This window comes from Mucilaginibacter daejeonensis (assembly GCF_020783335.1).
Lineage (GTDB): Bacteria > Bacteroidota > Bacteroidia > Sphingobacteriales > Sphingobacteriaceae > Mucilaginibacter > Mucilaginibacter daejeonensis.
In genome coordinates, this window is the sequence record NZ_CP086068.1 from 2,242,488 (window position 1) to 2,256,528 (window position 14,041).

Below are 14,041 nucleotides of genomic sequence, written 5' to 3' on the forward strand. Positions count from 1 at the left end.
ATGAATAATTTTAGAATACTAATCTTAAGCTGCCTGGTGTTTTGTGCCAGCGCCTGCCGCAAATATGTAGAGATACCACCTGAGCAGGTAAGAGCTTTAAAATATACCACTGACTATCAGGCACTGCTTAATTATGGCCAAACCATAGAGCCTGGTTACTCATATCCTATTTACATGGCCGATGACTTTGGCGTAGAAGATGAGACATGGTACACCCGTCTTACTTTAAGCGCACAAGTGAACAGTTACATTTGGGCTGAAAAAATATATACTTCAGCTGAGGATGATACCGACTGGGCATCATTTTACAAACAGATCAACATTTTCAATACTGTTGCTACCGGTGTAGAAGGTAGCGAGGGTGGTACCGACGTACAGAAGAAGACCATCCAGGCATCTGCATTGGTGCACCGGGCATATGCCTATTTCACACTTGTGAACATGTACGGTAAACAATATGATGGCGCCACAGCTGCAACAGATCCGGGTGTGCCACTGCTGCTCTCTCCAAGCCTTTTCGCTTCGTTGGACAGGGCTCCTGTAAAACAGGTATATGATCAGGTGAAGACCGACCTGCTTAATGCTATGCCTTACTTGCCCGATGTGGCCACGTACAACGTAAATCCGTCAAAGCTGGCTGTTTATGCATTGATGGCGCGGGTGTGCCTCAATACCCGTGAGTTCACTGAGGCCGAACGCTACGCCAACCTTGCGCTTTCTTTAAAAAATGGCTTGCTGGATCTTAATAATTATTTGGCTGCGACCCCTGTTCTGCCGCTTAAATTGGCCAACCCAGAAGAGATGTTCTTTAAACGTGCCGGGCTATTCATCTCGAACATACCGCTAAACCCGTCGGCTGTAAACTTATATGATCCTAAGGACCTTCGTTATGTGGTCTTTACCAAAGACGGCTCGGCCATACTAGGAACCAACTTTACCGTTGGGCGCGGCTTATTTCGCCAACGGTTGAACACTGAAGGTATATATATTGGCCCAAGTGTACCGGAGATGCTGCTGATCAAAGCTGAATGCCAGGCCCGTGCCGGTAATATCGCTAACGCCATGGATGCCGTTAATACGCTACGTAAAAAGAGGTTCAAGCCTGCCGAGTATTATGATCTTACAGCGAGCACCGCTAATGCCGCTTTGCATGTGGTGATCGATGAGCGTGGGCGCGAGTTCATGGGCCGCGGTTACCGCTGGTTCGATCAGCGCCGTTTGGTCAAAGACGCCGGTTTCATTAACACAGTGACGCGCAGGTTCAAAGGCGTTACCTACACGCTGGAGCCTACCAGCAACCGATATATATTCCCTATACCGGATAAATACATATTACAAAATCCAGAGCTAACACAGAATCCCAGATAAACAACTACTATGAATTTGAGTAAAAACACCACTCTGTTTTTTACCGCATCAGGTATCGCGCTGACTATATCGGCGTGCTCGCTGCTGCAAAAGAAAAAGAAAGTGGTAGCTGCTCCGGCGCGCCCTATATCGGCCGAGCAAAGACGTGCCGACAGCTTGAAAAAAGCGACGGCGCTGAAGCCTTATAATACCATTGTCACGACCGGAACAAAAACCTCACATGGCTTTTTCACGGTCCACAAAAAGGACAGCCGATGGTATTTTGAGATACCCAATAATATTTTGTATCGCGACATCCTTGCCGTTAGCCGGATATCAAAGGCATCTACGGACATGCGTCACGGTTCGTCCGGCTATGCGGGCGACCAGATCGGCGAGAGTGTGTATGATTTTGAGAAAGGTCCTGATAGTAAGCTGTTCATCCGTAGGCGGTCATTCAAAGAGATGTCGAAAGACAGCACTTCGGCCATGTTCGCCGGATTGGTTAAAAACAACCTGACCACCATTGTGGCGTCGTTCCCGATCACATCGGTTAAGCCTGATTCGTCGGCAGTAGTGGTAGATGTGACCGACTTTTTGAACGCCGACAACGATGTTATCTATTTTCAACGGAAAGAGTTCAAGGACAATGCTGGCATGGGTGGACAGCAAATGGACAAAAGTTATGTAGACCATATCAACACTTATCCTACTAATGTGGAGATCAATGCAGTAAAGACATACTCTGCAGGACAGAACCCTACCAATTCAAGCTATACCGTAGAGTTGAATTGCTCATTAGTGTTACTCCCTTCTAACCCAATGAAGCCGCGTTTGCAGGATGAACGCATCGGTTATTTTACTACCTCTTTCCGTGATTTTGACACCAAACCACAAGGTGTTTCAAACACCACATACATCACCCGCTGGCGCCTTGAGCCTAAACCAGAGGATGTGGAACGATACAAACGTGGTGAACTGGTAGAGCCTAAAAAACCGATCGTTTACTACATCGACCCGGCAACTCCAAAAAAATGGGTGCCGTACTTGATGCAAGGTGTCAATGATTGGCAAAAAGCCTTTGAAGCAGCAGGCTTTAAAAATGCGATCATGGCAAAAGAAGCTCCTACCAAACAGCAGGACAGTACTTGGAGCATAGATGATGCCAATCACGCTGCCATCATTTACCGTCCGTCAATTGTGGCTAACGCAATGGGACCGAGTGTGGCCGATCCTCGTAGCGGCGAGATCATCGAGAGCCATATCTTCTGGTATCATAACGTTATGTCGATCTTACAACAATGGTACATGGTACAAGCTGGCGCTGTTGACAAGCGCGCCCGTAAGGCAGACTTTGACGATGAATTAATGGGAACACTTATCCGTTTTGTATCGTCGCATGAGGTAGGCCACACACTTGGTCTTCGACACAATTTTGGTTCAAGTTCAACAGTTCCGGTCGAAAAGCTACGCGATAAAGCTTGGGTTGAAGCCAACGGTCACACTCCTTCGATCATGGACTACGCGCGCTTCAACTACGTTGCACAACCTGAAGATAACATTGGCAAATACGGTTTATTCCCACGCATCGGCGATTACGACAAATGGGCCATCAAATGGGGATATACCTGGCGTCCGGAATACGCATCAGCTCAAGATGAGCATAAAGCCATGGTAAAAGTAGTGACGGATTCTATTCGCAATAATCACCGCTTATGGTTCGGTGGCGAGACCGAATATTTTGACCCACGGTCGCAAAATGAAGACCTTGGCGATAACGCGATGCTGGCCGGTTCTTATGGTATTAAGAACCTAAAACGCATCGTTCCACAATTGCACAGCTGGCTAAGCAAACCTTACGAAGGGCAAGAGGAGCTCCTGAAGGGTTACGAAGGGGTTTGGGGACAACTTTCGTTGTACGTAGGCCATGTGATCAAAAATGTTGGCGGAACCTATCACACCGTGCGTGTGAATTTTGAAAACAAGCCTGTTTACACGCCTGTGCCATATACTCGCCAAAAGCAGGCCATATCATTTTTAAATAAGCAGGTTTTCGATACGCCTAAATGGCTTGATCTACCTGACCTGCAAAATGATTTTTCGATCAGTTTTCCAATCGAGTTAAGCAAGTTGCAAGAGAGCACTATTAACGGTGTGATCACCAGAATGCGATTAAGCCATATGTACACCGATGAGGTGGTGAATAAGTATAAGACCTACACCGTAGATCAATTGCTATCAGATCTGAATCATGGGATACTCAATGAAGTATATGCGGGCAAAAACGTTGATGTGTACCGCCGCAATCTTCAAAAAATGTATCTATACCGTCTATTGCAGCAAGCCTATCTGCCTAATGAGATGAATACCATTTTTGCGATGAATACATACCATTTCACAGTAAGTGATCTAAATGGCATTATGCGTAACAATCTCAACCATCTGCAGGCATTATTCAATAAAGCAACAAAAAATAAAGGGTTGAATGCTGTTACCCGTACCCATCTGCAACAGATGAATAGTATGATAACCCAAAAAGTCAACCTTGAGCGCTCGGGTTTGAATAAATAGTTTAGTTAGTTAATTAGTTATGAGTGCAGCCCGTGCTCCTTGGATATCCAAGGGTGCGGGCTTTGTTTTTTGCAGCGGTGTATATAAATTGTAAATACGAGAGAGCTCCACTTGAATTAGTTTTTTGTATCTGTACCGTTAATGTATTATGCAAATGTTACTATTGCTTTTTTTGAATGAATTAAAGACTAATTAAGCAATCAGAATGACGTTGATTATTCTACCGAACCCGGCCGAAAATAGAATAAAAAGCGCCTTCAAGATTTACCAGAAGTACTTCGGGGTTTATATTTATTTGAGTTATACCATCGATATACGAACGTCTTATCGTATAAGTCTGATCGTTGACTTGCTAACGGGGACAACTGCTCAGTGTAGCTGCAAAACTTTTGTGTAATTCATTTAATCGGTACTGTTGGTTTATCGCATAAAATGATTTAGCTATATTTGCAAATACGATTCAATTTTTCAGATTTTATAAAATTTCAGTTCGATAACAAATCATTAAAGAATTGATCACTCGGTATGAGGTTTTGATCAAGCCTTATAAAGTAAACCTGTAACATTGCTAAACACTCCATCGTTTTTATTTTAGCTCCTGCTTAAAATGCTCTTTGCGGATGAAAAAGAAAATTTCGATCAATGATATTGCGAAAGAACTCGGGGTGTCTATCACCACGGTATCTTTTATATTAAACGGCAGGGCACAGGAGAAGCGCATTAGCGAAAAACTGGTAAAAAGGGTGTTAGATTTTGTGCAGGAAGTGAACTATAAGCCAAGTTCGCTGGCTAGGAGTCTACGTACCGGCAAGACCAACATTATTGGTTTAATGGTTGAAGATATTTCCGACCCCTTCTTTTCGGCGATAGCACGTGCGATTGAGGCCATCGCATATCAAAGTGGCTATAAGATAATCTATTGCAGCACCGAAAACGCAACGGAAAAAACGCGAGAGCTGATCGGAATGTACAGTGAAAGGCATGTTGATGGTTACATCATTGTACCCCCTGAGGGCATAGAACAGGATATTAAGCTATTATTGGAAAGCGGTAAGCCTGTCGTTTTGATCGACCGTTATTTGCCAGCGATCGAAACAGATCATGTGGTTGTTGACAATGAAAAAAGTGCATATGATGCTACCTGTCATTTGATCGATAACGGTTACAAAGACATCGCATTTGTGACGATAGATTCTTTACAGCCTCAAATGCAGGATCGTTTGTCTGGCTATGAAAAGGCGATGGCGGCAAACGGGTTACCCCAATTAGTCAAAGAGATCGCTTATAAGACCAGTGAGCAGGCAATGCAGCAGATCTCTGTATTCCTTGACCGCAAAAGGGGAGTCGACGCCATATTCTTTGCTACCAACTACTTATGTGTAAGCGGACTAAAGGCCATGTCGGCTAAAAACCTCCACATACCTCAAAATATAGGTGTTGTAAGCTTTGACGATTACGAACTGTTCGAATTGTATTCTCCATCTATCAGCACAGTGTCTCAACCCACAGACAAGATCGCTGAACATGCCATCAATCTGCTCTTATCCCGGTTGAAGAAAACGGTCAGCGATAAAGTTTCCAAAAAGATCGTCGTGCCTACTTCGTTAATAATCCGAAATTCTTCGGTTAAAAAGTAAAACCCTGGTTATCAGTAACTTGTGGCAATTTTATAAAATTACAGAGATGTGATTATGAATTTGCTAAAACGTTTTACATATTTGCTACCGTTATCCTATAAACCTATAACAACCATTTAATGAGATCAAGCCTATCTAATTACAAAATCATTGGAGTTGATATCGGTGGCTCACATATTACTGCAGCGCAGGTTGTGCCCGATGATCATACTATCATGGCCGATACTAAGGTCAGGCTTAAAGTAGACGCTCATGCAGATGCCGATACCGTGATAGGCAAGTGGGCCGAAGCGCTATGTGATCTGTGTGATTCCGAAAACAGGGATGCTATTAAGATCGGTATCGCTATGCCAGGACCGTTCAATTATAATGAGGGCATATCCTTGATCAAAGGCATGAACAAGTACGAATCATTGTATGGAATGAACGTCCGCAAGCTACTATCAGAAGCGCTTGGAATAGAACCTGATAATATCGTTTTCAGAAATGATGCGGAGGCCTTTTTACATGGCGAAGTAACGTTCGGTAAGGTGCCGTTCACTTCAAAGGCTATAGGCATAACTTTAGGAACAGGTCTTGGCTCTGCTGTGAGCATCAACGGCATAACTAATGATGTTTTCAGGGCCATAAATAAAATGCATGACGGCATCGCCGAAGATTACATATCCACCCGATGGTTTCAAAAACGTTGTTTGGAATTATCGAGCGAGGCGTTAACTAATGTCGAAGCACTGTTGAACCATCAAGATACAGCCTTGAAAGATCAAATATTTAATGAATTCGGTACTAATCTGGGTTTCTTTTTAAATGCCTTTGCCGTTGACGAACAAGCTGATGTGATTATTATTGGCGGCAACATAGCGAAGAGCATGGATACGTTCATGCCTCACGTCTTAAATCAATTTGTGAACAAAGACCTAGAGGTGAGGCAAAGTGTATTGTGGGAAGATGCTGCGTTAATAGGGGCTGCGTGCAGCTGGCCAACCAAAACTCCATCCCACATCTTCGCGACAAACTAACAGCCTGTCAGATCGGATCGGTCAATAACATGCTAATTCTTTAAAACACTGGCGTAAACTTGAAACAAATCATACTCCTTTGAAAAGACGTAACTTCCTTAAACAAACAACTATTATAGGTACAGCAAGTGTTTTAAGTAGTGGTTTTGCTTATGCACTTCCTGCGGATCTTAAAGTGGTTCGAACACTTCCCGCCAAACGAAGATTCACTAGTTCAGCGGTTGAGAGCGCGATCGCCGAGTTCAGTAAAAATGTTAAAAATAAAGAGCTGGCATGGTTATTTAACAACTGCTTTCCAAATACCTTGGATACAACAGTTACCTACACTATCAATGCCGGAAAACCCGATACCTATGTTATCACCGGTGATATAGATGCGATGTGGCTGCGGGATAGCACAGCACAGGTATGGCCATATCTGCCCTTCATGAAACAGGATGCAAAGCTTAAAGACCTCATTGCTGGGGTCATCAATCATCAGGTAAAGTGCATATTGAAAGACCCTTATGCCAACGCGTTCTACAACGATGAGAACAAAGTAGGAGAGTGGGCACATGATCTTACCAAAATGCAGCCTGGAATTCATGAGCGGAAATGGGAGATCGATTCGTTATGCTACCCTATACGCTTAGCTTACCACTACTGGAAACAAACGGATGACGTGAAGCCCTTTGATGATAAATGGCAGCAGGCCGTCAAAAACATCCTGAAAACCTTCAAAGAACAGCAGCGTAAAGCGAATGATGGTCCGTATTCGTTTCAACGGAAAACTGCCTGGGCTACCGATGGGGTACCCATGGAAGGCTTCGGCTATCCGGTGAAGCCTGTTGGATTGATCTGCTCGGCCTTCAGGCCCAGTGATGACGCAACGGTCTATTCGTTCTTGATACCTTCAAACTTCTTCGCGGTGACCAGCTTAAAGCAAGCATCAGAAATGATGACCGTTATTGCTAAAGATAACGATACGGCTAACGAACTCACTGCATTGGCCACAGAGGTAGAACAGGCATTAAAGCAACATGCCGTAGTCACACATCAAAAATACGGGCAGGTGTATGCTTATGAAGTAAATGGTTTTGGCAGTTATAATTTAATGGACGATGCCAATATACCAAGCCTTTTAGCGATGCCTTACCTAGGTGCAATGGATGTAAATGATTCGATCTACCAAAACACCCGTAAGTTATTACTATCTGACGATAACCCATTCTTTTTCAAGGGTACAGCAGCGGAGGGGATTGGTGGTCCGCATATTGGTAAAGATATGGTTTGGCCACTTAGTATCATAGCGAGAGGTTTGACAAGCACTAATGATGATGAGATAAGGAACTGCATACAGACGCTTCAGCGAACACATGGAGGTACAGGATTCATGCACGAATCCTTCCATAAAAACGATCCTTCAAAATTTACCCGGAGCTGGTTCGCCTGGACAAATACCATATTTGGCGAATTTTTATGGAAGACTTACAAAACCAAGCCTCACTTATTGAACGCATAGCTAGATAACAACCAATATCATAAATCGAGCATGAGAAACTTTATTAAGGTATTTTTAACACTTGCTGTAGCTGCAGGCTTCGGCGAAGTTAAGGCGCAACGATCTGCTTACCGTAGTCATGTAAAAGATCTGTATAATGCCATTAATGCAAATTTGAAAGACCCCAGGTCAGATCTTTATTTCGAGACCACCGATCCGGCTAAGAACGAGCATCCGCACTCGTACCTATGGCCGCTTTGTGCTTATATACAAGGTGCCAATGAAATGGAGGTGTTAGAGCCTCAAAAAAAATATATGTTGCCTGTTGAAAAGGCGATAGCACAATATTATCGAGCGACACCGCCATATCCGGCTTATCAGGACTATGTGGTGAAAGAAAAAACTACAACTTTGTATTATGATGATAATCAGTGGATTGCCATCGCTTACATGGATGCCTACAAACGCAAACATGACAAAAAGTACTTAGACACATCTAAAATGATCTATCGCTTTATGATCGGTGGCTTAGATACCGTAGGCGGTGGTGGCATATACTGGCGCGAAAAGGATAATACCACAAAAAATACCTGCTCGAATGGCCCTGGTGTTTTGGTGGCATTGCAACTATATAAAGCGACAAAGAACAAGGAGTATCTAAAAACAGCTCTTGATATTTATAACTGGACCAAAAAGCATTTGCAGGCGCCCGAAGGCGTATATTATGACAACGTAAAACTGCCATCGATGGAATTGGCCAAGGCTACTTACACATACAACACTGGCACCATGCTGCAATCGGCTGTTCTACTTTACAATATCACTAAAGATAAAAAGCATTTGATCGAGGCACAGCGCGTGGCCAAAGCGGGTAAGGCACATTTTTTTAAAAATGGCCGCTTACCTAACGAGTATTGGTTCAATGCAGTGATGCTACGCGGTTATGTTGAGCTTTATAAAGTTGACAAAAACAAAGAGTGGATCACTTTTTTTGAGCAGGATGCCAACGCGATATGGGAAAAGGAACGTGATGAACACAACTTAGTTGGAAATAAAAAGGAGAAGAGATTGATCGACCAGGGTGCAATGATCGAGATCTATGCAACACTTGAGCAGGTAAAGAACATCAAATAAACAAACACTGAAATTTGAATAGCATTTGAGCAACTAAGTATTTATGCTTTGATGCTTTTACCAATCTGTTATTAACGACCTACCTGTTATACAAAACCTCTTATAAACCAATAATGACCGTTAAACCAACTTTTACCGATAAGAAGTTTCTTATCACTTTGATCTTTGTTACCTCTCTTTTTGCATTTTGGGGTATAGCGATATCGCTTGGTGATGTTTTGAACAGGCATTTTCAACAGGTACTGCATGTCTCCAAGGCGCAATCTGGCTTGGTTCAGTTCTCCATCTTCGGCGCATACTTCATCATGGGTGTTCCAGCAGGCCTATTCATGAAGCGTTTTGGTTATAAGAACGGTGTTCTGCTCGGCTTAGCGCTTTTTGCTATAGGCTCATTTTTGTTCGTACCGGCAGCAAACGCGGAATCATTTACATTTTTTCGTATCGCTTTATTTGTTTTGGGTTGTGGCCTTTCAACACTCGAAACGGTAGCGCACCCATTTGTGGCTTCATTAGGACATCAGGATACCAGCGATCAACGGATCAATTTTGCCCAAAGCTTTAATGCGTTGGGTACTATAATCGGCCCACTCATTGGCTCACAGTTCATATTTAACGGAGCTGCCGAGCAGGCGAGTGTTGGTTTAGATAAGATCAAGTTACTGTACATCATCATTGGTGCTGTAATAGCTGTTACTGCATTCTTGTTCGCCATGGTCAAGGTGCCTGCGATCACCGATGTACATGGCGTGATCACAGAGGGTGTACATGCTGAAGTGGCGCCAAAACCATCTAAAAAGTTGTTCCAGCAAACCCACTTTGTTTGGGCCGTAATAGCACAGCTTTTCAATGTTGCGGCCCAAGCCGGTACCTGGGCTTTCTTTATCAACTACGGGCACGACAAGATGGGCCTAACCGATTCTGCTGCCAGTGGTTACATGATCATTTTCATGATCATGATGCTTGCTGGGCGCTTTATAGGCACTTACTTAATGCGCTTTATCGCTCCTAATAAGCTATTAGCTGCATTTGCATTGGGCAATATTATAATGTGCCTCTTAGTAGCGCAGGGGTTAGGCTGGATCTCATTTGCCGCTTTATTCATGATCAACTTCTTTTTTAGTATCATGTTTCCAACCATCTTTAGTTTAGGTATCAAGGGATTGGGGCAGCAAACACAGCAAGCCTCATCTTTTATATCAATGGCCGTAGTAGGTGGAGCTATTTTTCCTATCATTATGGGGAAGGTGGCTGATCATGATGTAGCCACAGCATATTATCTGCCTATCATTTGTTATACCATCATCTTACTTTTTGCCACAAAATTTTATAAGGTCAAATAGCCAAAGGTCTCTGTTGTCTGATCGCTCCAGCTCATGTGGGCAACCACTACGAAATGCAGTTCTTAGCTATGTTATCTATTTGGGTATCTACCTGAACGCAGGAACTGCTAAGCATGCTAAACGAGCTTGATCCACAGTGCTTGGAGGCCAATATTTATTCTAAATAATTTACTTCAACTTTTTTGCTAAATCAATTTAGTTTATATCTTTGAAAAGAATTACTATTTGCCCAACTCTTAGTAATAACCAATTAAAACCAATTATATGAAAACTTTCTATCCATGCGCTGGCAAGCTATGGGCTTGTACGGTAAGCTTTCTCAGTGAGCCATATTTAACAAGTGCTCCTTTCACGTGAAGCTGATCATTCACGATCATCGCTTTTTCAACAAAAACACATAAACCCCAATAGAACGAATTATGAGGATATTTACTTATCGATTAAAATTATCCGGATCGTTAACGCCCAGGCCACATCAACTAAGTTGCCTGATGGTATTGTTTCTTACCTTTTTTATGCTAAATGCATTTGCGCAAACTAATCGTGTTGAAGGTACGGTAGTTGACGAAAAAGGCGAGCCATTACCTGGCGTGAACATACGGATCAAGAATACGCAGATCGGAGCTGCGACGGATGTTAACGGCCATTACGTGGTCAATGCACCTACATCTACAGGCACGTTAGTATTTAGTTCCCTCGGTTATACGACCTTGGAGCGCGATTTTACAAAAGGAGCTAAGATAGACGTTAAACTCGCGACCAGCCAAAACGCACTTAATGATGTGGTAGTGGTAGGGTATGGTACGCAAAGGCGCGCATCGATCACCAGCGCTGTTGACCAGGTGACAGCTGTCGCTATACAGGGCAAGCCTGCCGTTAACGTAACACAAGCCTTACAAGGTACTTCTCCCAGCTTGATCATTCAACAACGGAATAACGAACCGGGTGCAGGCATCAACATTAACATTCGCGGTGTAAGCACACTCGGTAACAATTCTCCGCTGGTAGTGATAGATGGAATAGTTGGTGGCGATATCAACCTTCTTAATCCCTCAGATATCGAAAGTGTATCTGTACTGAAGGATGCCGGTTCAGCAGCTATATACGGTTCACGTTCATCTAACGGTGTGATCTTAGTCACTACTAAACAAGGTAAAAAGAATTCGCGTACTCAGGTGACCTATAACGGTTTAGTTGGTGTGCAAACCCCTAAAGTGTTCTATAAACCTGTGCACGGGTATGAGAATGCTATTCTACGTAATCAGGCTAACGTTAACGCCAATCAACCGGTGATCTACAGCGCTGAGCAGATACGTAATTTCCAGCAGCAAGGAGATACGGAGTTTTTTCTGGATGCTATTTTAAAGAACGCGCTTCAGCAAAACCATAACTTAAGCCTAAGCGGCGGCACTGATAAGTCAAGTTACCTGGTTTCTGCAGGCTTTGTTGATCAGCGCAATAACCTGGTAGGGCCGGGTTTAGGTTTGCGTCGTTATAACTACAGGCTGAACATGACGAACGAGTATGGAAGGCTTAAATTGAACAGTATATTATCATACGCACATTCTGATATTAAAGATCATTCTTCCAGCACATCGACCCTTATTGTAGATGCCAGTAGGGTACCTTTGTATTATCAGTTGAAAGACGATCAAGGCCGGTATTTAACTAATAGCGTTTTGAGTGAGTTCAATCCGCTCGGCGTGTTAGAGAAAGGTGGCTACCGCAAATACAATAACGACAACATTTTTGGAAGCTTAAATGCTGAGCTTACAGTAACCAGCTTTTTAAAGTTGCGTGGTGTATTCGGCGGAACGTTGAACGCCAATCACCAATTTGCAAGGACCTTGCGTGTTGATTACTTTCCAAATGGAGTATCAGGCGCAGACCGGAACACTAATGATGAGAACTACAAAGATCTGTTGTTGAACACCCAGTTTTTGGCTGAGTTCAATAAGGTGTTCAATAAAAAGCATTTTGTGAATGTGTTGGTTGGTGTATCTAACGAATCATTCAACAGTGAACAATCGACCATATACCGCAAATTCACCGACCCTGAGTTGGGCACACCGATCTCAGAAACGGTGATCGATCCCAATTCATCCAACAGTAATCAGCGTACTAACGAAACAAGCTTAAACTCTTTGTTAGGCCGCGCCAATTACTCTTACCAGGATAAATACTATGGTGAGTTTAGCTTCAGAGTTGATGCCTCATCTAAGTTCAACAAGCAAAACCGTTCGGCATTCTTCCCGTCGTTCTCTGCAGGTTACCGTTTGAGCCAGGAAAGTTTCATGGAAAAATACCGTAACAACGTTGGTGATATCAAGCTACGTGGTTCATACGGTATTTTAGGTAACCAAAATGTTGGCAACTACCAATATCAAACTACGTACACCTCATTCCAAAACGCATACGGTTTTAATAACACCTCAGTAAGCGGCACTGGCTTTGCCTTTGCTAACCCTGACATACGTTGGGAGCGTGCAGCTACAATGAACTTAGGTGCCGATGCTACCTTCTTAAAGAATACGCTGACGGTATCATTAGATTACTTTAACAAACATACCAGGGATATTTTGATACCTCCGGCGGTACCAGGTGTGTTCGGTTCTGGCTTACCCGACTATAATGCTGGCGAAGTTCAAAACCGTGGTTGGGAGATCAACATCAATTACCGTTTGAGTGGTCGCAACCTTCGTCACACGTTCAACTTCAATTTAGGCGATAATAAGAATAAAGTGTTGTATTATGAAGGTGGCACACGCTTATCTAAATACGACGAGATGCAGGTCATCTTACAAAACGGCTTGCCTTTCCAATCTTATGTGGGCTTAAAACGTGATGGCTATTTCCAAACGTTAGACCAGATCGCGGCGGGCCCTAAGCCAGCGGGATTGGCACTGTCTCCGGGCGATATCCGTTACGTGGACGTTAACAAGGATGGCGTGATCAACGATCGTGACAACTTTGTTTTGGGTAATCCGTTCCCACGTTACAATTTCGGGTTCACCTATAACGTAGCTTACAAGCAGTTGGACCTGAGCATATTTATTCAGGGGGTTGGCCGACGCAGCACATTCGTCCGTGGCGAATTGGTCGAGCCGTTCCACTTCAACTACGGCCAAACCATGTACCAGCATCAACTCGATTTTTGGACACCAACCAATCCTGATGCTGAGTACCCTCGCCTGGCGGCTAACGGCAGTGCATCTAATGAGAATAACTTCCGTCGCGGATCTGATCTGTACATCTACAGTGCGGCATATGCCCGTTTAAAAAATGTGCAGTTAGGATACACCCTTCCTAAAAAGTTAGCTGGCAAGATCGGCATGCAAAGTTTGAGAGCGTATCTATCAGGTCAGAACCTATACACACTATCTAAGCTTAAATTTTTAGATCCTGAAGCCAGTGAATTCAATAATAGCCTAAGTGCAGGTGGTGCTAATAGTGGGCGTACGTACCCTACGCCAGTATATGTAGGTTTTGGTTTGGATGTAATATTTTAAAAAC

Annotated in this window: 8 protein-coding genes; all 8 read left to right on the forward strand. The window is 43.5% G+C overall.

What is annotated here, in order from left to right:
- Positions 1–1,368: a RagB/SusD family nutrient uptake outer membrane protein gene (locus tag LLH06_RS09405; RefSeq protein ID WP_228173112.1), complete on the forward strand. Its 1,368-nt coding sequence runs from the start codon at positions 1–3 to the stop codon at positions 1,366–1,368.
- A 9-nt stretch (positions 1,369–1,377) separates the two neighbouring features.
- Entirely contained in the window at positions 1,378–3,918 is a 2,541-nt protein-coding gene (locus LLH06_RS09410) for a zinc-dependent metalloprotease (RefSeq protein WP_228173113.1), read from the forward strand.
- 620 nt (positions 3,919–4,538) lie between these two features.
- The gene (locus LLH06_RS09415; RefSeq protein ID WP_228173114.1) at positions 4,539–5,555 is read left to right on the forward strand and encodes a LacI family DNA-binding transcriptional regulator; all 1,017 of its coding nucleotides are present in this window, start codon (positions 4,539–4,541) and stop codon (positions 5,553–5,555) included.
- Between the two features lie 119 nt (positions 5,556–5,674).
- The gene (locus tag LLH06_RS09420) at positions 5,675–6,574 is read left to right on the forward strand and encodes an ROK family protein (RefSeq protein WP_228173115.1); all 900 of its coding nucleotides are present in this window, start codon (positions 5,675–5,677) and stop codon (positions 6,572–6,574) included.
- A 79-nt stretch (positions 6,575–6,653) separates the two neighbouring features.
- On the forward strand, positions 6,654–8,075 hold the full coding sequence (locus tag LLH06_RS09425) for a glycoside hydrolase family 125 protein (RefSeq protein ID WP_228173116.1): 1,422 nt from the start codon (positions 6,654–6,656) through the stop codon (positions 8,073–8,075).
- Positions 8,076–8,105: 30 nt separating this feature from the next.
- Positions 8,106–9,188 (forward strand): glycoside hydrolase family 76 protein, encoded by a 1,083-nt coding sequence (locus LLH06_RS09430; RefSeq protein WP_228173117.1) that lies wholly within the window; start codon positions 8,106–8,108, stop codon positions 9,186–9,188.
- Positions 9,189–9,301: 113 nt separating this feature from the next.
- Positions 9,302–10,528: an L-fucose:H+ symporter permease gene (gene fucP, locus LLH06_RS09435; RefSeq protein WP_228173118.1), complete on the forward strand. Its 1,227-nt coding sequence runs from the start codon at positions 9,302–9,304 to the stop codon at positions 10,526–10,528.
- Positions 10,529–11,019: 491 nt separating this feature from the next.
- A complete protein-coding gene (locus LLH06_RS09440; RefSeq protein WP_228173119.1) occupies positions 11,020–14,037 on the forward strand; it encodes a SusC/RagA family TonB-linked outer membrane protein in 3,018 nt (1,005 codons plus the stop codon).
- The last annotated feature ends 4 nt before the right edge of the window (positions 14,038–14,041 follow it).